A 20,286-nucleotide genomic window follows, 5' to 3' on the forward strand; every position below is an offset into this window, starting at 1 on the left:
TGTAATCACTGTCATTGGCGTGTCGGTACGCGGTATTGCTGTGATAGCGGCGGCGTCAGTTCCGGCCTCATCGGGGGCAAGCCCCCTCCCACACTGGTCCGGCGCCAGACACTCAATGTATGAACACCGCAGAGCCCATGTGGGAGGATTCAAGCCAACCCCACACTGGTCCGGCGCCAGACACACAATGTATGAACACCGCAGAGCCCATGTGGGAGGGAGCTTGCTCCCGATAGCGTTCGCACAGACACATCCTGCCAAAAGCCTGCCCTTCAACCTGCAGTTCACCCATCTAGCCTCTCAAAACACACCCAGAGAGAGGCCAGGGAATGCCCGACTTACCCGCTTCACACCGCCTGCGTATCGGTCGATTCAGCGAACCCAACCGTATCTACCTCATCACCACCAACACCCACGAACGCATCCCGATATTCAAGAATTTCCATCTCGGTCGCTTGGTGGTCTGGCAGTTTCGATTAGCTCAGTACCAAGGGCTGGCGAACTCCCTGGCATGGGTGACCATGCCGGACCATTTCCATTGGCTGCTCGAACTGAAAAAAGGCTCGCTGGCTGACCTGACGCGCCAGGTGAAGTCCAAAAGCACACGGAGCGTCAACGGTGCGAGCGAACGCAAGGGGAGGCTTTGGCAGGAAAGTTTCCATGACCGGGCGCTGCGCAAGGAAGACGACTTGGTGAAAATGGCCCGGTATGTGGTGGCCAATCCATTGCGGGCGGGATTGGTTAGCCGGATTGGCGACTACCCGTTGTGGGATGCCATTTGGGTATAGACACAGTTCAACTGTGGGAGGGGGGCTTGCTCGCGATGGCGGTGGGTCAATCACATGTGTATCGGCTGAACCACTGCTATCGCGAGCAAGCCCCCTCCCACAGGTTTTACCGCGTTTCAGGCCGCGCGTTTGCCGCTGGCAATGGCGGCCGAGGCGGCCACCATCGCCCGCAACAACACCGCACACCCCGCCGCCAGGTCATCCGGCGCGGCGTTTTCGATTTCGTTGTGGCTGATGCCGCCTTCGCATGGCACGAAGATCATCCCCGCCGGGCCGAGTTCGGCGACGAAGATCGCGTCGTGCCCTGCCCCGCTGACGATGTCCATGTTCGACAACCCCAACCCATTCGCCGCATCGCGCACTGCGTCGACGCAACCCTTGTCGAAATACAGCGGCGGGAAGTCGGCGGTGGGTGTCATTTCAAAACTCAACCCATGCTTGGCGCAGGTCTCGTCGATCACCTGGCGTACCTGGGCGATCATCGAATCCAAGCGCGCCGGTTCCAGGTGGCGGAAGTCCAGGGTCATACGCACCTCACCCGGGATGACGTTGCGTGAGCCCGGATAAGCCTGCAAGCAACCGACAGTGCCACACGCATGCGGCTGATGCCCCAATGCCGCCGCATTCACCGCCGCGACCACCGCGGCTGCGCCGACCAGGGCGTCCTTGCGCAGGTGCATCGGCGTCGGCCCCGCGTGGGCTTCAACGCCGCGCAGGGTCAAGTCGAACCACTTTTGCCCGAGGGCACCGAGCACCACGCCGATGGTTTTCTTTTCATCCTCAAGAATCGGCCCCTGTTCGATATGTGCCTCGAAATAGGCGCCGACTTTGTGCCCACTCTCCGGCCGCGTCCCTGCATAGCCGATCGCATTCAGTGCCGCGCCGACGCTGATACCCTGCGCATCGACCTTGGCGAGGGTGTCGGCCAGGCTGAATTTCTCGGCAAACACCCCCGAGCCCATCATGCACGGCGGGAAGCGCGAGCCCTCTTCGTTGGTCCACACCACCACTTCCAGCGGCGCCTCGGTTTGCACCTTGAGGTCGTTGAGGGTGCGCAACACTTCCACACCGGCCAGCACGCCGAAGCAGCCATCGAACTTGCCACCGGTGGGCTGGGTGTCGATATGGCTGCCCGTCATCACTGGCGGAAGGTCGGGGTTACGCCCGGGGCGACGGGCGAAGATGTTGCCGATACCGTCGACGGTCACGCTGCACCCGGCCTCTTCGCACCATTGCACGAACAGGTCGCGGGCCTGGCGGTCGAGGTCGGTGAGGGCCAGGCGGCACACGCCGCCCTTGGCGGTGGCGCCGAGCTTGGCCAGCTCCATCAACGACTGCCACAAACGGTCGCGGTTGATGTGCTGATGGGTCGATTGCAGAACGTCCAGGGCAGCGTTCATGGGGATCTCCTCAGGCTACATGTTATGAATGGAATGCAGTTCAAAGGTGGGAGGGGGCTTGCTCCCGATTGCAGTGGGTCAGTCACCCATGCAGTGGTGGAATGACCACCTGTTTGACTGCATTCCATCGCGTTACAGCAGGGATTTGGCCGGCATCGGCGTCAGGCCACGCCTGGCATTCAGCCCGTAATACAACACGCCGCCCAACGCCGAACCGGTAAACCAGCCATAGCTGTAGAACCAGCTGAACACGTCGCTGCCCAATGACAGCAAGGTCAGCACCACCGGCACGCCAAACGCGACAAACCCGCTCCAGTTCCACGCCGGGTACACGTCGTCACGGTACAAACCGGCGAGGTCCAGGCGCTGTTTGCGCGTGATGAAGTAGTCCACCACCATGATCCCGGCGATCGGCCCCAGCAGGCTGGAATAGCCGAGCAACCAGTTGGAATACACCGTCTCCAGGCTCACATCGGAAACGATCAGCCCGAGCTTCTTCAGCAGCTCGTGGCCCATCAACACCAACCCCACCAGGCCGGTGAGAATCACTGCCGTGGTGCGGTTGATCAGCTTGGGCGCGATGTTCTGGAAGTCGTTGGTGGGCGACACGATGTTCGCCGCCGTGTTGGTGGACAAGGTGGCGACGATGATCAATGCCATGGCCACGGCGACCCACACCGGGCTCTGGATATGCCCGATCAGCGTCACCGGGTCGGACACGCTGACGCCCACCAGTTTCACCGACGCGGCGGTCATGATCACACCGAGGGCGGCGAACAGGAACATGGTCAGCGGCAGGCCGAAAATCTGCCCGAGGATCTGGTCCTTCTGGCTCTTGGCGTAGCGGCTGAAGTCGGGAATATTCAGCGACAAGGTGGCCCAGAACCCCACCATCGCGGTCAGGCCGGCCATGAAGTAACCGTTCAGGCTTGCACCTTCGGGGCGTTTGGGCGGGATCGCCATCAACTCGCTGAGGGACACGTTCGGCATCGCCCACACCAGCAGGCCAATGCCCACCGCCACCAGCAGCGGTGCCGACAGGGTTTCCAGGCGCTTGATCGACTCGGCGCCGCGCAGCACCACCCACAGGTTGAGGGTCCAGAAGATCATGAAGCCGATCACCTCACCGGTGCCGCCCAAGGCCTTCCACCCCTCGAAAATCGAGCCCAGGAACAGGTGAATCGCCAGCCCGCCGAACATGGTCTGGATGCCGAACCAGCCGCACGCCACCAGCGCTCGGATCAGGCACGGCACGTTGGAACCGAGGATGCCGAACGACGAACGCAGCAACACCGGGAACGGAATGCCGTACTTGGTACCGGGGAAGGCGTTGAGGGTCAGCGGGATCAGCACCACGATATTGGCCAGGAGGATCGCCATCAGCGCCTCGCCCACCGACAAACCGAAGTACGCGGTAAGCACCCCGCCCAGCGTGTAGGTGGGCACGCAGATCGACATGCCGACCCACAGCGCGGTGATGTGCCACTTGTTCCACGTGCGTTCATGCACCTTGGTCGGTGCCATGTCGTGGTTGTAGCGAGGGCTGTCGAGGACGTCGGGGCCGGCGTCGAGTTCGTACAGGCCGTTGCGTTCAATAACTTGCGATCTGTTCTGTTGCATGGCCGCTCCACGGTTTTTTCGAATTATTGTTGCTCACCTGCAAGGTCGGTGCAGGTGGCCGGAGTACCTCGTAAACAACATGACATCAAGGGTCCGGCCAGCCGCCACTGCACTCAATAAACGTGCCGACAACCCGCCCTGACCCTGCACCGCATATATAACTCGCTGATGTTTATCAGCTTTATTTCAAACGCCGATGAGTCCTTCGGTACTTGCCGCGTGACGCAGGCTGGATAACGCGCAAGTTGTCCGAACGTTCAGGACTCAATCTGGTGCAACACAATTATTTTTATTTACCGCCGCCGTCAAGTGGCATGTCTCAAGCGCCTGATTTGCAATAAGAAATGTTGTTCATATTTGGAACCTGTCAAGTGCGTCAAAATGGTGATCAGTCGCCACATTTTGGTGATTTTTATTTTTTATCCTTATATTTCAATCAGTTAAAACACAACTAAGCGTAGGAAAAATCTTCTTGCTCATTCTAAAAACACCGGCTAGTTTCTATTCCTGTCACCGATGACAGGTTTTTACCAAGCCTGTGCTGAAAACAACTACAACACTTAGAACTGGCACCAGCCGGTCAAGCCTGTGAGGAACTCGACATGTCGCTGTTGATCCGTGGCGCCACCATCATTACCCACGACGAAAGTTACCGCGCCGATGTTTTATGCGCAGACGGTCTGATTCGCGCAATTGGCACGGGCCTGGATATTCCCGCTGGCACCGAAGTGCTCGATGGCAGCGGCCAATATTTGATGCCCGGCGGCATCGACCCGCACACCCATATGCAACTGCCCTTCATGGGCACCGTGGCCAGTGAGGATTTTTTCAGCGGCACGGCGGCGGGTCTGGCGGGGGGCACCACCTCGATCATCGACTTTGTGATTCCCAACCCGCAGCAATCCTTGCTCGAAGCCTTTCACCAATGGCGCGGCTGGGCACAGAAGTCGGCGGCCGACTATGGCTTTCACGTGGCGATCACCTGGTGGAGCGAGCAGGTGCGCGAGGAAATGGCCGAGCTGGTCAGCCATCACGGCGTCAACAGCTTCAAGCATTTCATGGCCTACAAGAACGCGATCATGGCGGCCGACGATACCCTGGTGGCCAGCTTCGAACGCTGCCTGGAGCTGGGCGCGGTACCCACCGTGCATGCGGAAAACGGCGAGTTGGTGTATCACCTGCAACGCAAACTGATGGCCCAGGGCATCACCGGGCCGGAAGCGCACCCGCTGTCGCGTCCGTCCCAGGTCGAGGGCGAAGCGGCCAGCCGCGCGATCCGTATCGCCGAGACCATCGGCACGCCGTTGTACCTGGTACACGTCTCGACCAAAGAGGCGCTGGATGAAATCACCTATGCGCGCGGCAAAGGCCAGGCGGTGTACGGCGAGGTGCTCGCCGGGCACTTGCTGCTGGACGACAGCGTCTACCGCCACCCCGACTGGCAGACCGCCGCCGGCTACGTGATGAGCCCGCCGTTCCGCCCGCGCGGGCATCAAGAGGCGCTGTGGCATGGCCTGCAATCCGGCAACCTGCACACCACCGCCACCGACCACTGCTGCTTCTGCGCCGAGCAGAAAGCCGCCGGGCGTGACGATTTCAGCAAGATCCCCAACGGCACCGCCGGTATCGAAGACCGCATGGCGCTGTTGTGGGATGAAGGGGTCAACACCGGGCGCTTGTCGATGCAGGCGTTCGTCGCGCTGACCTCCACCAACACCGCGAAGATCTTCAACCTCTACCCGCGCAAAGGCGCAATCCGCGTCGGTGCCGATGCCGACCTGGTGCTGTGGGACCCCGAGGGCACGCGCACGATTTCCGCCAAGACCCACCACCAGAACGTCGACTTCAACATCTTCGAAGGCAAGACCGTGCGCGGCGTGCCGAGCCACACCATCAGCCAGGGCAAGCTGGTCTGGGCCGACGGCGACCTGCGCGCCGAACGCGGTGCCGGGCGGTATGTGGAACGGCCGGCGTATCCGTCGGTGTTCGAGCAGTTGAGCAAGCGGGCTGAGCGTTCCAAGCCGGTTGCGGTGAACCGCTGAGACCGCTATCGGGGGCAAGCCCCCTCCCACAATTGACCGCATGCTTTCAGACACAATGCGATCACTGTGGGAGGGGGCTTGCCCCCGATGAGGCCAACCCAGGCAACAAAAATGCCCGCCAGAGGCAATCCGAAAAAAACCGTGAGGCCCACACCGTGATCCAGACCCTGACCCACCTCCCCCATCCCCATGAAGACGGGGCGACCCTCGCCAGCCATTTCACCGACCTGGCACCGCCCCTCAACGCTCGCCAGGCGCAACTGGAAGCCTCGCGCTGCCTGTATTGCTACGACGCGCCGTGCGTGAATGCGTGCCCCAGCGAAATCGACATCCCGTCGTTCATCCGCAACCTCCACACCGACAACGTGCAAGGCGCCGCGCAGAAGATTCTCTCGGCCAATATCCTCGGCGGCAGCTGCGCCCGGGTCTGCCCCACCGAGATCCTGTGCCAGCAAGCCTGCGTGCGTAACCACGGCGAAGAATGCGCGCCGGTGCTGATCGGCCTGTTGCAACGCTACGCCATCGACAACGCGCACTTCAGCGAACACCCGTTCCAGCGCGCCGCCACCACTGGCAAGCGCATCGCCGTGGTCGGCGCCGGACCGGCCGGCCTGGCCTGCGCCCATCGCGCCGCGTTGCACGGCCACGATGTGGTGATCTTCGAAGCCCGGGAAAAAGCCGGCGGCCTGAATGAATACGGGATCGCCAAGTACAAACTGGTGGATGACTTCGCGCAGAAGGAGCTGGAGTTCCTGCTGCAGATCGGCGGCATCGAGATCCGTCACGGCCAGCGCCTGGGCGACAACCTGTCGTTGAGCGAACTGCACCAGCACTTCGATGCGGTGTTCCTCGGCCTCGGCCTGGCCGCCAGCAAGCAACTCGGCCTGCCCCATGAGGACGCCCCCGGCCTGCTCGCCGCCACCGACTACATCCGCGAACTGCGCCAGGCCGACGACCTCACCCAATTGCCCCTGGCCGACCGCTGCATCGTGCTCGGTGCCGGCAACACCGCCATCGACATGGCCGTGCAAATGGCCCGCCTCGGCGCCCGCGACGTCAACCTGGTGTACCGCCGGGGCCTGGCGGACATGGGCGCCACCAGCCATGAGCAGGACATCGCCAAGGCCAATCAGGTTCGCCTGCTGACCTGGGCCCAGCCGGAGGAAGTGCTGCTGGACGAGCAAGGCCATGTGCGCGGCATGCGTTTCGCCCGCACGCACCTGGACAACGGGCGCCTGCAACCCACCGGCGAAACCTTCGAACTGGCCGCCGATGCGATCTTCAAGGCCATCGGCCAAGGTTTCGACAACGCCGCACTGCACGACCCGCTGGCCCAGCAACTGCAGCGGGTCGGCGAACGCATCTTCGTCGACGAGCAGCTGCGCACCAGCATCCCCGGCGTGTATGCCGGCGGCGACTGCGTCAGCCTCGGCCAGGACCTCACCGTACAGGCGGTGCAACACGGCAAGCTGGCGGCAGAAGCCATGCACGCCCAACTCATACTCAACGTGGAGGCTGCGTAATGGCCGATCTCTCGATTGTCTTCGCCGGTATCAAAGCCCCCAACCCGTTCTGGCTGGCCTCCGCGCCGCCCACCGACAAAGCCTACAACGTGGTCCGCGCCTTTGAAGCGGGCTGGGGCGGCGTGGTCTGGAAAACCCTCGGGGAAGACCCGGCGGCGGTCAACGTTTCGTCGCGTTACTCGGCGCATTACGGCGCCAACCGCGAAGTGCTGGGCATCAACAACATCGAGCTGATCACCGACCGCTCTTTGGAGATCAACCTGCGCGAAATCACCCAGGTCAAAAAGGACTGGCCGGACCGCGCGCTGATCGTGTCGCTGATGGTGCCGTGCGTCGAAGAGTCCTGGAAAAACATCCTGCCGCTGGTGGAAGCCACCGGCTGCGACGGCATCGAGCTGAACTTCGGCTGCCCCCATGGCATGCCGGAGCGCGGCATGGGCGCGGCGGTCGGCCAGGTGCCGGAGTATGTGGAACAGGTGACGCGCTGGTGCAAGACGTACTGTTCGCTGCCGGTGATCGTCAAGCTCACGCCGAATATCACCGACATCCGGGTGGCGGCGCGTGCGGCGTATCGCGGCGGTGCGGATGCGGTGTCGCTGATCAACACCATCAACTCCATCACCAGCGTGGACCTGGAACGCATGGTCGCCCTGCCGACGGTCGGCACCCAGAGCACCCACGGCGGTTACTGCGGCTCGGCGGTCAAGCCGATCGCGCTGAACATGGTCGCCGAAATCGCCCGCGACCCGCAGACCCACGGCCTGCCGATCTGCGGCATTGGCGGCATCGGCAACTGGCGCGATGCGGCGGAATTCGTCGCCCTCGGCTGCGGTGCCGTGCAGGTGTGTACGGCGGCGATGCTGCATGGCTTTCGCATCGTCGAAGAAATGAAGGACGGCCTGTCGCGCTGGATGGACAGTCAGGGCTACACCAGTCTGCAGGATTTTTCCGGGCGCGCCGTGGGCAATACTACGGACTGGAAGTACCTGGATATCAACTACCAGGTGATCGCCAAGATCGATCAGGCCGCCTGCATCGGCTGCGGGCGTTGCCACATTGCCTGCGAAGATACGTCGCACCAGGCCATCGCCAGTTTGAAACAGGCGGACGGCACGCATAAGTACGAAGTGATCGATGACGAATGCGTGGGCTGCAACCTGTGCCAGATCACCTGCCCGGTGGCCGATTGCATCGAGATGGTGCCGGTGGACACCGGCAAGCCGTTCTTGAACTGGACCCAGGATCCGCGTAATCCGTACCGGGAAGCGGTGTAGTCCTGTAGAGCGCTATCGGGGGCAAGCCCCCTCCCACAGTTGACCGCATTCTTTCAGACAAAATGCAGTCAATGTGGGAGGGGGCTTGCCCCCGATGAGGCCCTCAGCCTCACCACAAAACTCAAGACTCCAACAGTTGACCGCATTCTTTCAGACAAAATGCAGTCAATGTGGGAGGGGGCTTGCCCCCGATGAGGCCCTCAGCCTCACCACAAAAACTCAAGGCTCAAACAGTTGACCGCATTCTTTCAGACAAAATGCAGTCAATGTGGGAGGGGGCTTGCCCCCGATGAGGCCCTCAGCCTCACCACAAAAACTCAAGGCTCAAACAGTTGACCGCATTCTTTCAGACAAAATGCAGTCAATGTGGGAGGGGGCTTGCCCCCGATGAGGCCCTCAGCCTCACCACAAAAACTCAAGGCTCAAACAGTTGACCGCATTCTTTCAGACAAAATGCAGTCAATGTGGGAGGGGGCTTGCCCCCGATGAGGCCCTCAGCCTCACCACAAGCCTCAAGGCTCAAGCCTCAAGGCTCCAACCCAATCCCGCGCAAAATCACACTGGTCACCGTCTGAATCGCCCTCTCGAACTGCATATCCGACAACGGCTGGTGATCGTTCAGAATCTTCACCTGATGATCAAAGTCAGCGTAGTGCTGGGTCGAGGCCCAGATCATATACAGCAGGCTCGCCGGCTCGACCGGCAGGATGCGTTTGTCTTCCACCCATTGGCGAATCTTCGCTTCCTTCATCTTGGCCCAGTCGTACAGGCTTTCATCCAGCGCCTCACCGAGCGTCGGCGCGCCGTGGATGATTTCGTTGGCCCAGACTTTCGACCCATACGGCCGCGTGCGCGAGCGTTGCATCTTGGCGCGGATGTAGCTGCTGAGCACCACTCGCGGGTCATCGAAGGTTTCGAAGCTCAGGGCATCCTGCTTCCACACTTCCAACAGATCGAACAGCACTGCGCTGTACAGCTCGCTCTTGGTGGTGAAGTAGTAATGCAGGTTGGAACGCGGCAGTTGCACTTCGGCGGCAATATCGGCCATGGCGGTGCTGCCATAGCCCTTCTCGGCGAAGATTTTTTCCGCCGCCAGCAGGATTTTTTCGACGTTGACCCGACGAATTCCGATCTTGTGCTTGCCCATAAGGGCTCCCCGACAAAGACATAACGGAAAGACTACCACCCGCTCTAGATCGGGGCGACAGGAGGAGCCGAAACTTCGTACACTGCCCGTCCTATCCTTTGATTGGTATTGTTCAATGTTGATCAAGAAAACCCTGACCACCGTCGCTCTGCTGGCCTCGCTGCTGGGCGCCTCGGCGGCGTTTGCCCATGCTCACCTCAAGAGCGCGACGCCTGCGGCAGACAGCAGCGTCGCGGCACCGAACGATGTGCGCCTGACCTTCAGCGAAGGCGTGGAGGCGACCTTTTCCAAGGTTTCCCTGAGCAAGGACGGCACCGAAATCGCAATCAAGGGCCTGGCAACGCCGGATGCCGACAAGAAAACCCTGGTGGTGACGCCCGCTGCGCCCCTCGCAGCCGGTACCTACAAAGTGGTGTGGAACGCGGTCTCGGTCGACACCCACAAGAGCAACGGTGAATACAGCTTCAAGGTCGGCCAATAACCTATGGCGACGCTGCTGGTGCTGTGCCGTTTCCTGCATTTCATCGTCGTCTTGTTGATGTTCGGGGCCTGTGTATTCAGGCCCTGGCTGATGGGCAATGCACCGCAGTTGGCGCTGGACCGGCAAGTGCTGCGTATCAGCCGAGCACTGGCCTGGCTCGGGCTCGGCTCCGGCGTGGCCTGGTTGCTGCTGATCACGGTCAGCATGGCCGGCAGTTGGGACGCCGCACTGCAACCGGCCACTGTGCAATTGGTGCTGGGCAAGACCTTTTTCGGCCAAGTGTGGCTCTGGCATCTGCTGCTCAACGTGCTGCTGTTGATCGCCTTGATCAAACCCTGGTCGGCGTTGCGCCTGCCCTTGATCGGCCTGCTGCTGGCGACCCTGGCCCCAGTCGGTCACGGCGCCATGCTCAACGGGCTCAGCGGCCAGTTGCTGATCCTCAATCAGGTCGTCCACCTGGCGTGCGTGGGCGCCTGGCTTGGCGGTCTGCTGCTGTTGGTATTGATCCTGCGCCAACCGCAGCGCCATGGGCTGGAGCCGATTCTGCGGCGTTTCAGCGGCGCGGGTTATGGCCTGGTCGCCGGCTTACTGGTCACCGGCTTGATCAACGTGCGTGTATTGACCGGGCAACTGTGGCCCACCCCGCTGTTCAACGGTTTCGCCCTGATTCTGCTGATCAAGGCGATGCTGGTGCTGGGCATGTTGGCCCTGGCGCTGCTGAACCGCTTGCGTATCGAGCGCTGCGAACAACGACTGGAGACCTTGAAGGCCAGTGTGACGGCTGAATGGTTACTAGGTATTTCAGCGGTAGCCGCCGTCTCCCTCCTCGGCACCCTGCCCCCAATGGCCATGGCCGGTTGAATCCATAGTCAGCTTCCCCACTGGACCACGACCACTTCTGCTCAGTGAAGCGTAGTCATCGTATAACTTCTGATTGACAAGCCACAAAAACCCCGCAAATATCGCCACAATGTTGTACGACGACGTATGACAAATAATAAAAACAACAAACCCAAGGGAGCGTCACTGTGCGTCCATCCGCCCGCAATTCCTCCTCGCGTCTCGGCCTTATCGGCCTCGGCAGCCTGGCTTTCACCCTGCCCCTCATCGCCCAGGCCGAAGGGTTTGTCGACGACGCCAAGGCTACGCTCAACTTACGCAACGCCTACTTCAACCGCAATTTCACCAACCCGTCCAACCCCCAGGCCAAGGCCCAAGAGTGGACGCAGAACTTCATCCTCGACGCCAAATCCGGCTACACCCAGGGCACCGTGGGCTTCGGGATTGATGTGCTGGGCCTGTACTCGCAAAAGCTCGACGGCGGCAAAGGTACCGCTGGCACCCAGTTGCTGCCGGTTCACGACGACGGTCGCCCCGCCGACAACTTCGGGCGCCTGGGCGTGGCGCTGAAAACCAAGCTGTCGAAGACCGAACTGAAAGTCGGCGAATGGATGCCCGTGCTGCCGATTTTGCGTTCCGACGATGGCCGCTCCCTGCCGCAAACCTTCCAGGGCGGCCAGGTCACCTCCAATGAAATCGCCGGCCTGACCCTCTACGGCGGGCAGTTTCGCGGCAACAGCCCGCGCAACGATGCGAGCATGGAAGACATGTTCATGAACGGCAAAGCCGCCTTCACCTCAGACCGCTTCAACTTCGGCGGCGCCGAATACACCTTCAACGACAAGCGCACCCAGGTCGGCCTGTGGTACGCCGAACTGACCGACATCTACCAACAGCAGTACCTCAACCTGACCCACAGCCAGCCGCTGGGCGACTGGACCCTGGGCGCCAACCTCGGCTTCTTCAACGGCAAGGAAGACGGCAGCGCCCTGGCCGGCGACCTCGACAACAAAACCGCGTTCGCCCTGCTCTCGGCCAAATACGGCGCTAACACCTTCTACGTCGGCCTGCAGAAACTCAGCGGCGACAGCGCATGGATGCGGGTCAACGGCACCAGCGGCGGCACCCTGGCCAACGACAGCTACAACGCCAGCTACGACAACGCCAAGGAGAAATCCTGGCAACTGCGCCACGACTTCAACTTCGCGGCGCTCGGCGTTCCGGGCCTGACCCTGATGAACCGCTACATCAGCGGCAGTAACGTCCACACCGGCACGATCACCGATGGCAAGGAATGGGGCCGCGAATCGGAACTGGCCTACACGGTGCAGAGCGGTGTCTTGAAGAACCTCAACGTGCGCTGGCGCAATTCGACCATGCGCCGGGACTTCAGCAATAACGAGTTCGATGAGAACCGGGTCTTCGTCAGCTACCCGATTTCGTTGCTTTAAAGATCTAAAACCCGGGCACATCCATTGTGGGAGGGGGCTTGCTCCCGATGACGGTGTATCAGGCAATGTCTCTGTGACTGACCCACAGCCATCGGGGGCAAGCCCCCTCCCACATTGACAAGCGGGGACTCTCTAACAATACTTCGGCACAGTCATACGACAACCTACAACAAAAACTGGAATCCAGATGACCACCACTACCCCAGCGCCCTTCAACCGCCTCCTCCTCACCGGTGCCGCCGGCGGCCTCGGCAAAGTGCTGCGCGAACGCCTGCGGCCGTATGCCCAGGTGCTGCGCCTGTCGGATATCGCCGACATGGCCCCCGCCAGCGCCAATGAAGAAGTGCAGCCCTGCGACCTGTCCGACAAACACGCGGTACACCATCTGGTCGAAGGCGTCGACGCCATCCTGCATTTCGGTGGCGTATCCGTGGAGCGCTCGTTCGAAGAAGTCCTCGGCGCCAATATCTGCGGGATTTTTCACATCTACGAAGCCGCCCGCCGCCATGGCGTCAAGCGCGTGATTTTCGCCAGCTCCAACCATGTGATCGGCTTCTATCAACAGGGCGAGCACCTCGACGCCCACTCGCCGCGTCGCCCGGACAGTTACTACGGGCTGTCCAAGTCCTACGGCGAAGACATGGCCAGCTTCTACTTCGACCGCTACGGCATCGAGACCGTGAGCATCCGTATCGGCTCGTCGTTCCCCGAGCCGCAGAACCGCCGGATGATGCACACCTGGCTGAGCTTCGATGACCTGACCCAACTGCTCGAACGCGCGCTGTACACGCCGAACGTCGGCCACACCGTGGTCTACGGCATGTCGGCCAACCTCGACACCTGGTGGGACAACCGCTACGCCGCGCACCTGGGCTTCACCCCCAAAGACAGCTCCGAAGTATTCCGCGCCCAGGTCGAGCGCCAGCCGCCGCTGGCCGCCGACGACCCGGCCAAGGTCTACCAGGGCGGTGCGTTCTGCGCCGCCGGGCCGTTCGGTGACTGACGTCACACTAACCCAAGGGAGTGAGTTGCCATGACCGCTGAATTGATTGTCGACGCCCGCAACGCCGTAGGCGAATGCCCGGTGTGGGTGCCCGAAGAAAACGCCCTGTATTGGGTGGATATTCCCAACGGCGGCCTGCAACGCTGGAGCGCCGCCACCGGCCATATCGACGCGTGGAAAGCCCCGCAGATGCTCGCTTGCATTGCCCGCACCGATGCGGGCAACTGGGTCGCCGGGATGGAAAGCGGCTTTTTCCAGCTCACCGCGCACAACGACGGCAGCCTCGACACCACGCCCCTGGCCGAGGTCGCGCACCCGCGCGCGGGCATGCGCCTGAACGATGGGCGCTGCGATCGCCAGGGCCGGTTCTGGGCCGGCAGCATGGTGCGGGACATGAGCGCAAATGCGCCCGCAGGCATCCTCTACCGTTACGCGTCGGGCGCCGCGCCGCATGCGCAGTTGGACGGCTTTATCACCCTCAATGGCCTGGCCTTCAGCCCCGATGGCCGCACGATGTATGTCTCGGACTCGCACCCGTTGGTGCAACAGATCTGGGCTTTCGACTACGACACCGACACCGGCACACCGTCCAACCGCCGCGTGTTTGTCGACATGCAGCTACACCAAGGCCGCCCTGACGGCGCGGCCGTGGATGTCGACGGCGGCTACTGGATCTGCGCCAACGACGCCGGCCTGATCCACCGCTTCACCCCCGACGGTCGCCTGGACCGCTCCCTGCGCGTGCCGGTGAAAAAACCCAGCATGTGCGCCTTTGGCGGCAGTCGCCTGGACACCCTGTTCGTCACCTCGATCCGTGACGACCAGAGCGAGCAGTCGCTGTCCGGCGGCGTATTCGCCCTCAACCCCGGCACGACAGGACTGCCCGAACCCCGCTTCGCCCTCTAGCTGCATCGCTGTGCCTTGAATACAACAATAACAAGACAGGAGTGACCGCTCATGGACTTCAAACGCACCTTGCTCGCCGCCGCAATCTTCACCCTCAGCAGCGCCGCCCACGCGCTGGAAATCAAATTCGCCGACATCCACCCCGCCGGCTACCCCACCGTCGTGGCCGAAGAGAACATGGGCAAGGCCCTCACCCAAGAAAGCAACGGCGAACTGACCTTCAAGTACTTCCCCGGGGGCGTCCTGGGTTCGGAAAAAGAAGTCGTCGAACAAGCCCAGGTCGGTGCGATCCAGATGACCCGGGTCAGCCTCGGCATCGTCGGCCCGGTGGTGCCGGACGTGAACGTGTTCAACCTGCCATTCGTGTTCCGCGACCAGGCGCATATGCGCAAAGTCATCGACGGCGAGATCGGCGATGAAATCCTCGCCAAGATCACCGACTCCGAATTCGGCCTGGTCGCCCTGGCCTGGATGGACGGCGGCACGCGCAACCTCTACAGCAAAAAACCGGTGCGCAAGATCGAAGACCTCAAGGGCATGAAGATTCGCGTGCAGGGCAACCCGCTGTTCATCGATGCCTTCAACGCCATGGGTGCCAACGGTATCGCCATGGACACCGGCGAGATCTTCAGTGCCTTGCAGACCGGGGTGATCGACGGTGCCGAGAACAACCCACCCACCCTGCTGGAACACAACCACTTTCAGAACGCCAAGTACTACACCCTCACCGAGCACCTGATCCTGCCCGAGCCGATCGTGATGTCGAAAATCACCTGGAACAAGCTCACCCCCGCGCAACAGCTCATGGTGAAAAACGCCGCCAAGGCCGCCCAGGCCGATGAGCGTGTGCTGTGGGATAAAAAATCCGCCAGCAGCGAGGAAAAACTCAAGGCGGCCGGCGTGGAGTTCATCCGCGTCGACAAACAGCCCTTCTACGACGCCACCGCCGCGGTTCGCGCCAAGTACGGCGCGCCTTACGCCGATATCATCGCGCGCATCGACGCCGTTCAATAACCCGCCCTGCCTCTCGCATAAGGCCCGGCGCGGTCGGCATCGACGCGCCCGGTCACGGTGAACGCCATGAAGAATCTAGTGCTGCGCATCAACGACCGCCTCTACATGACCTGCATCTGGGTCGCCGGCCTCTCGGTCCTCGGGGTCGCGCTGATCATCCCCTGGGGCATCTTCGCCCGCTACATCCTCGGCACCGGCTCCAGCTGGCCGGAGCCCACCGCCATCCTGCTGATGCTGGTGTTCACCTTTATCGGCGCCGCCGCCAGCTACCGCGCCGGGGCGCATATGTCGGTGGCAATGGTCACCGACCGCCTGCCTGCGCGCCAACGCCAGGTCGTCGGCATCCTCTCGCAACTGCTGATGGGCACCATCTGCCTGTTCATGACCATTTGGGGCAGCAAGCTGTGCCTGTCCACCTGGAACCAGTTCATGAGCGCCATCCCCACCCTGCGCGTGGGCATCACCTACATGCCGATCCCGATCGGCGGGTTGCTGACCCTGGTCTTCGTGGTGGAAAAACTCGTGCTCGGTGACCAGAGCAACCGACGGGTCGTGCGCTTCGATCTGGTTGAAGAAAGCGAAGGGGCTGCCTGATATGGACGCATTGATTCTGTTGGGCAGCTTTGTCGGCTTGATCCTGATCGGCATGCCAGTGGCCTATGCCCTGGGCCTGTCGGCGTTGATCGGCGCGTGGTGGATCGACATTCCGTACCAGGCCCTGATGATTCAGATCGCTGGCGGGGTGAACAAGTTTTCGCTGATGGCGATTCCGTTCTTCGTGCTGGCCGGCGCAATCATGGCCGAGGGCGGCATGTCGCGGCGACTGGTGGCGTTCGCCGGGGTGCTGGTGGGTTTTGTGCGCGGCGGTTTGTCCCTGGTGAACATCATGGCCTCGACGTTTTTCGGTGCGATCTCCGGCTCCTCGGTGGCCGACACCGCCTCGGTCGGCTCGGTGCTGATCCCGGAAATGGAGCGCCGTGGCTACCCCCGGGAGTTCGCCACGGCGGTGACCATCAGCGGTTCGGTGCAAGCACTGTTGACCCCGCCCAGCCACAACTCGGTGCTCTACTCCCTGGCGGCGGGCGGCACGGTGTCGATCGCCTCGCTGTTCATGGCCGGCGTGGTCCCGGGCCTGCTGATGAGCGCGTGCCTGATGGTGCTGTGCCTGATCTTCGCGAAGAAGCGCGACTACCCCAAGGGCGAAGTCATCCCGCTCAAGCAAGCGCTGAAAATCTGCGCCGACGCACTGTGGGGCCTGATGGCCATGGTGATCATCCTCGGCGGCATCCTGTCGGGCATCTTCACCGCCACCGAGTCCGCCGCGATCGCGGTGCTGTGGGCATTCTTCGTGACCATGTTCATCTACCGCGACTACAAATGGAACGAGCTGCCCAAGCTGATGCACCGCACGGTACGCACCATTTCCATCGTGATGATCCTGATCGCCTTCGCGGCCAGCTTCGGCTACATCATGACCCTGATGCAGATCCCGGCGAAGATCACCACGCTGTTTCTGACCCTGTCGGACAACCGCTACGTGATCCTGATGTGCATCAACGTCATGCTGCTGTTGCTCGGCACGGTGATGGACATGGCGCCGCTGATTTTGATCCTCACGCCGATCCTGCTGCCGGTGGTGCTCGGCATCGGCGTCGACCCGGTTCACTTCGGCATGATCATGCTGGTCAACCTCGGCATCGGCCTGATCACTCCACCGGTCGGCGCGGTGCTGTTCGTGGGGGCGGCGGTGGGCAAGGTGAGTATCGAGAACACCGTGAAGGCGCTGCTGCCGTTCTATGGCGTGCTGTTTTTGGTGCTGATCGCGGTGACTTACATTCCGGCGTTATCGCTGTGGCTGCCAGGGCTGGTGCTGTGATGCTGATTGAACTGGAAGATCACCTGACCCACCTCACCCTCGCCCCGGCCGTGGGCGGCAGCATCGTCAACTGGCGCGTGCGCGCCAGCGGCCAGCCCCTGCTGCGGCCTAGCGATCAAGCGGCGCTGGACAGCGGCCTGCCCGGCAAACTGGGCTGCTATCCCCTCGCGCCGTGGTCCAATCGCATTGCCAACGGCGGTTTCGACACGCCCGCCGGCTGGCTGGCACTCACGCCCAACAGCGCGACCGATCCGCTGCCGATTCACGGTTCGGCCTGGCAACAGGCGTGGCGCGTGGTCAGCCAGTCGGCGGATGAAGTGCTGCTTGCGCTGGAATGCGCCACGCCGTTCGCCTATCGCGCCGAGCAGCGGTTTGGGTTGAGCAACGGCGTGTTGAGTATCGGGCTGAGCGTGACGCATCTGGCCGAAGCCGCCGCGTGGCACGGTTTGGGCTTGCATCCTTACTTCCCGCGCCGGGCGGGTACGCGGTTGCAGGCCAAGGCTGGGCAGGTATGGATGAGTGATGCGTCCAAGCTGCCGACGGCGCTGGCACCCGTACACGCCGATTGGGATTTCCAACAGCTCAAGGGATTGCCCCAAGCGTTGGTCGACAACGGTTTTTGCCAATGGGACGGGCATTGCCGGATCGAACAGCCGGAGCTGGGTTATGCCCTGGAATGCCAGGCCACCGGCGCCGATTACTTCTTGCTGTACTGCCCGCCGGGGCTGGGGTTCTTCTGCATCGAGCCGGTGAGCCATCCGGTGAATGCCCATCACTTGCCGGGCAGGCCGGGCCTGAAACTGCTGGAGCACAACCAGTCGACCCAACTCAATTTCACCCTGAAATACATTCCAACTGTGGGAGGGGGCTTGCCCCCGATGGCAGTGTGTCAGCCACTACATGCATGACTGACCCACTGCCATCGGGGGCAAGCCCCCTCCCACATTTTTGACTCGGTTCGGCTTCCAGGATCAGGTCGGCTATAAGGCAGCCTCGCTTTGGCTTTGGCTTTTGATCTTAGGCGCCCCGTAAAACCACGCTGGCCGAACGCAGGCTTGAATCCGTGGGCAACCCGGCAGGACGCCGGGTTAGCCGTCCTGGGCCAGGGATGGCCCATGACGGCGGCCCACGGATTCAAGCCGGAGTGAGGGCATGCCGAGCCTAGGCGAGGCACCGAGTGGTGGGGCAAGAGCCCTTTGGTTACTTTGGGGCTTTTCCAAAGTGACCCGCCGTAAGGGCGGAACCCATAGCAGCCGTGACCGCAACAATGGATATGTACTCAACCCAACCCAAAAAGCTGGTCAGCCCAGAGACCGCCATCGGGGGCAAGCCCCCTCCCACATTGGATCTCCTTTGCATTGGCGACCCCATGACACGCCCTATCAGATCCAGCCAAGCCAGCTCCAGTAGGTCGCCGCAAACACCAACATCAACAAGTAACCCATCAGCGTCACCAACACCCCCACCTTGGCAAACTGCCGCGCCGTAAACGTCCCGGTCCCCAGGCACACCATGTTCTGCGGCGCATTGATCGGCAGGATAAACCCGTAGCTCACCACAAACCCCAACAGCATGGTCATCCCCAACCGGTTGAACTCCCCCGGCAAGGTCTGCAACACCGCAATCAGGATCGGCAACAACGCCGAGGTCAACGCGGTCGCACTGGCAAACCCCAAGTGGATCAAGATCAAAAACGCCCCGAGGATGGCAAACACGCCCAACGGCCCGACCTGGTCCAGCCCGGTGTGCGCCACCACTTGCGAACCCAGCCACTGCCCGGCCTGGGTGGTCAGCAACGCCGTGCCGAGGCTGATGCCGACGCCAAACACAATCACCGTGCCCCACGGAATCCGCGACTGCACATCCTTCCAGGTCATCACGCCGATCCCCGGCAACAGCAGGAACACCAGCCCGGCATAGGTGGTCGAGGTGGTGTCGAAATTGTGCAGGCGCCCTTCGGTAGCCCACGCCAACAGCAACAGCACCGACACGGCGAGCAGGCGTTTTTGCGGGCCGGTCATCGGGCCGATGTCCACCAGCGACTGGGCCACGGCTTCTTTGCCGCCGGGGATGCTGTCGCTTTCCGGCGGCAGCAGTTTGATCACCAGGAACAGCAACACCGCCGACATGATCAGCGCCCATGGTGCGCCGGCAATCAGCCAGTCGATCCACGACACGCGCTGGCCGAGCATCTTGTCCATGAACCCGACGGTCAGCAGGTTCTGCGCGGCGGCAGTCTGGATGCCGACGTTCCAGATGCTGGTGCCCTGGGCCACCACGATCATCAGGCCGGCGGCGATGTTGGAGCGTTTATCGACGCCAAACGCCGCCACCACGCCCATCATGATCGGCACCACGCAGGCACTGCGCGCGGTGGCGCTGGGTACGACGAGGCTCAGGAGAATAGTCACCGCGATCGCCCCCAGCAGAATGCCGCGGGTGCTGGTGCCGACCCGGGTCAGCGTGACCAAGGCGATGCGCCGATCCAGGCCGGTGTGGGTCATGGCGGCGGCGATGAACAACGCCCCCGCCACCAGGGCCAGCGCCGGGTTGGAGAAGCCGGTCAGCGCCATGCCGATGGCCGGGCTGGAGCCGATCAGGTGCGCGGGGTCTTGCAGCGACGGCGCGGTGCCGAGCAAGAACGCCATGAGCGAGGTGATCATGATCGCGCTGGCCTCATAGGACACTGCCTCGCTGATCCACACCACCACCGCAAACGCGAGGATCGCCAGCATGCGATGCCCGGCCACCGGCAAATCCGCGGGCAGCGGTAACAGCAGCACCCCGACCATCACCAGTACAGCGACGACCAGGCCCAAGGGCAACTTGAATGATGCAGCGGTTGTTGCGGGGGCGCTCATGGGGGAGTCTCCGTCGGCGTCAAATCAGGCTGGGAGCATGGCGCAAAATGCCGCACGCGG

17 protein-coding genes are annotated in these 20,286 nt (G+C 62.2%); 13 read left to right on the forward strand and 4 right to left on the reverse strand.

What is annotated here, in order from left to right:
- The first annotated feature begins 329 nt into the window (after positions 1 to 329).
- Positions 330 to 788: an REP-associated tyrosine transposase gene (locus tag LQ249_RS20200; protein ID WP_232565843.1), complete on the forward strand. Its 459-nt coding sequence runs from the start codon at positions 330 to 332 to the stop codon at positions 786 to 788.
- Between the two features lie 116 nt (positions 789 to 904).
- Here LQ249_RS20200 and LQ249_RS20205 read toward each other — a convergent pair whose 3' ends face one another.
- Complete coding sequence (locus LQ249_RS20205) at positions 905 to 2,188, reverse strand: Zn-dependent hydrolase (protein WP_046382831.1); 1,284 nt, start codon at positions 2,186 to 2,188, stop codon at positions 905 to 907.
- Positions 2,189 to 2,320: 132 nt separating this feature from the next.
- The gene (locus LQ249_RS20210; RefSeq protein WP_232565844.1) at positions 2,321 to 3,808 is read right to left on the reverse strand and encodes an NCS1 family nucleobase:cation symporter-1; all 1,488 of its coding nucleotides are present in this window, start codon (positions 3,806 to 3,808) and stop codon (positions 2,321 to 2,323) included.
- Positions 3,809 to 4,410: 602 nt separating this feature from the next.
- Here LQ249_RS20210 and hydA point away from each other — a divergent pair.
- The 3 genes from hydA (at position 4,411) to preA (ending at position 8,647) form a co-directional block, all read left to right on the forward strand.
- Positions 4,411 to 5,850, forward strand: coding sequence for a dihydropyrimidinase (gene hydA / locus LQ249_RS20215; protein ID WP_046382829.1), 1,440 nt, complete (start codon positions 4,411 to 4,413; stop codon positions 5,848 to 5,850).
- A gap of 155 nt (positions 5,851 to 6,005) precedes the next feature.
- On the forward strand, positions 6,006 to 7,373 hold the full coding sequence (locus tag LQ249_RS20220; RefSeq protein ID WP_232565845.1) for an NAD(P)-dependent oxidoreductase: 1,368 nt from the start codon (positions 6,006 to 6,008) through the stop codon (positions 7,371 to 7,373).
- Positions 7,373 to 8,647, forward strand: a complete 1,275-nt coding sequence (gene preA, locus LQ249_RS20225) for an NAD-dependent dihydropyrimidine dehydrogenase subunit PreA (protein ID WP_017847462.1) — start codon at positions 7,373 to 7,375, stop codon at positions 8,645 to 8,647. The genes LQ249_RS20220 and preA overlap by 1 nt, the downstream gene beginning before the upstream one ends.
- Before the next feature lie 526 nt (positions 8,648 to 9,173).
- Here preA and LQ249_RS20230 read toward each other — a convergent pair.
- Positions 9,174 to 9,794, reverse strand: a complete 621-nt coding sequence (locus LQ249_RS20230) for a TetR/AcrR family transcriptional regulator (RefSeq protein WP_017847463.1) — start codon at positions 9,792 to 9,794, stop codon at positions 9,174 to 9,176.
- Positions 9,795 to 9,909: 115 nt separating this feature from the next.
- Between LQ249_RS20230 and copC the strand changes: the two genes are divergently transcribed.
- The 9 genes from copC (at position 9,910) to LQ249_RS20275 (ending at position 18,273) form a co-directional block, all read left to right on the forward strand.
- Positions 9,910 to 10,275: a copper homeostasis periplasmic binding protein CopC gene (gene copC, locus LQ249_RS20235; RefSeq protein WP_017847464.1), complete on the forward strand. Its 366-nt coding sequence runs from the start codon at positions 9,910 to 9,912 to the stop codon at positions 10,273 to 10,275.
- 3 nt (positions 10,276 to 10,278) lie between these two features.
- Positions 10,279 to 11,136 (forward strand): copper homeostasis membrane protein CopD, encoded by an 858-nt coding sequence (gene copD / locus LQ249_RS20240; RefSeq protein WP_057004479.1) that lies wholly within the window; start codon positions 10,279 to 10,281, stop codon positions 11,134 to 11,136.
- Positions 11,137 to 11,303: 167 nt separating this feature from the next.
- Positions 11,304 to 12,566, forward strand: coding sequence for an OprD family porin (locus LQ249_RS20245; RefSeq protein ID WP_046382825.1), 1,263 nt, complete (start codon positions 11,304 to 11,306; stop codon positions 12,564 to 12,566).
- A 187-nt stretch (positions 12,567 to 12,753) separates the two neighbouring features.
- Entirely contained in the window at positions 12,754 to 13,569 is an 816-nt protein-coding gene (locus LQ249_RS20250) for an NAD-dependent epimerase/dehydratase family protein (RefSeq protein WP_079444245.1), read from the forward strand.
- Between the two features lie 30 nt (positions 13,570 to 13,599).
- A complete protein-coding gene (locus tag LQ249_RS20255; protein ID WP_232565846.1) occupies positions 13,600 to 14,475 on the forward strand; it encodes an SMP-30/gluconolactonase/LRE family protein in 876 nt (291 codons plus the stop codon).
- A 51-nt stretch (positions 14,476 to 14,526) separates the two neighbouring features.
- Entirely contained in the window at positions 14,527 to 15,489 is a 963-nt protein-coding gene (locus LQ249_RS20260) for a TRAP transporter substrate-binding protein (protein ID WP_193039815.1), read from the forward strand.
- A gap of 66 nt (positions 15,490 to 15,555) precedes the next feature.
- Complete coding sequence (locus tag LQ249_RS20265) at positions 15,556 to 16,083, forward strand: TRAP transporter small permease (protein WP_046382821.1); 528 nt, start codon at positions 15,556 to 15,558, stop codon at positions 16,081 to 16,083.
- A 1-nt stretch (position 16,084) separates the two neighbouring features.
- Positions 16,085 to 17,365: a TRAP transporter large permease gene (locus tag LQ249_RS20270; protein ID WP_046382820.1), complete on the forward strand. Its 1,281-nt coding sequence runs from the start codon at positions 16,085 to 16,087 to the stop codon at positions 17,363 to 17,365.
- Positions 17,365 to 18,273 (forward strand): aldose 1-epimerase, encoded by a 909-nt coding sequence (locus LQ249_RS20275; RefSeq protein ID WP_232565847.1) that lies wholly within the window; start codon positions 17,365 to 17,367, stop codon positions 18,271 to 18,273. The genes LQ249_RS20270 and LQ249_RS20275 overlap by 1 nt, the downstream gene beginning before the upstream one ends.
- Before the next feature lie 474 nt (positions 18,274 to 18,747).
- On the opposite strand, the gene LQ249_RS20280 is transcribed toward LQ249_RS20275, so the two are convergent.
- A complete protein-coding gene (locus tag LQ249_RS20280) occupies positions 18,748 to 20,226 on the reverse strand; it encodes a DASS family sodium-coupled anion symporter (RefSeq protein ID WP_079444249.1) in 1,479 nt (492 codons plus the stop codon).
- Positions 20,227 to 20,286: the final 60 nt, after the last annotated feature.

Origin of the sequence: Pseudomonas sp. 7-41 (genome assembly GCF_021233075.1) — a bacterium.
Taxonomy (GTDB): domain Bacteria; phylum Pseudomonadota; class Gammaproteobacteria; order Pseudomonadales; family Pseudomonadaceae; genus Aquipseudomonas; species Aquipseudomonas veronii.

Bases quoted from the DNA above. Each gene is read 5' to 3' on its own strand.
- hydA (WP_046382829.1), top strand. From the start codon at position 4,411: ATGTCGCTGTTGATCCGTGGCGCCACCATCATTACCCACGACGAAAGT.
- LQ249_RS20270 (WP_046382820.1), top strand. From the start codon at position 16,085: ATGGACGCATTGATTCTGTTGGGCAGCTTTGTCGGCTTGATCCTGATC.
- copD (WP_057004479.1), top strand. From the start codon at position 10,279: ATGGCGACGCTGCTGGTGCTGTGCCGTTTCCTGCATTTCATCGTCGTC.
- LQ249_RS20265 (WP_046382821.1), top strand. From the start codon at position 15,556: ATGAAGAATCTAGTGCTGCGCATCAACGACCGCCTCTACATGACCTGC.
- copC (WP_017847464.1), top strand. From the start codon at position 9,910: ATGTTGATCAAGAAAACCCTGACCACCGTCGCTCTGCTGGCCTCGCTG.
- LQ249_RS20205 (WP_046382831.1), bottom strand. From the start codon at position 2,188: ATGAACGCTGCCCTGGACGTTCTGCAATCGACCCATCAGCACATCAAC.
- LQ249_RS20255 (WP_232565846.1), top strand. From the start codon at position 13,600: ATGACCGCTGAATTGATTGTCGACGCCCGCAACGCCGTAGGCGAATGC.
- LQ249_RS20230 (WP_017847463.1), bottom strand. From the start codon at position 9,794: ATGGGCAAGCACAAGATCGGAATTCGTCGGGTCAACGTCGAAAAAATC.
- LQ249_RS20200 (WP_232565843.1), top strand. From the start codon at position 330: ATGCCCGACTTACCCGCTTCACACCGCCTGCGTATCGGTCGATTCAGC.
- LQ249_RS20210 (WP_232565844.1), bottom strand. From the start codon at position 3,808: ATGCAACAGAACAGATCGCAAGTTATTGAACGCAACGGCCTGTACGAA.
- LQ249_RS20275 (WP_232565847.1), top strand. From the start codon at position 17,365: ATGCTGATTGAACTGGAAGATCACCTGACCCACCTCACCCTCGCCCCG.
- LQ249_RS20280 (WP_079444249.1), bottom strand. From the start codon at position 20,226: ATGAGCGCCCCCGCAACAACCGCTGCATCATTCAAGTTGCCCTTGGGC.
- LQ249_RS20250 (WP_079444245.1), top strand. From the start codon at position 12,754: ATGACCACCACTACCCCAGCGCCCTTCAACCGCCTCCTCCTCACCGGT.
- LQ249_RS20260 (WP_193039815.1), top strand. From the start codon at position 14,527: ATGGACTTCAAACGCACCTTGCTCGCCGCCGCAATCTTCACCCTCAGC.
- preA (WP_017847462.1), top strand. From the start codon at position 7,373: ATGGCCGATCTCTCGATTGTCTTCGCCGGTATCAAAGCCCCCAACCCG.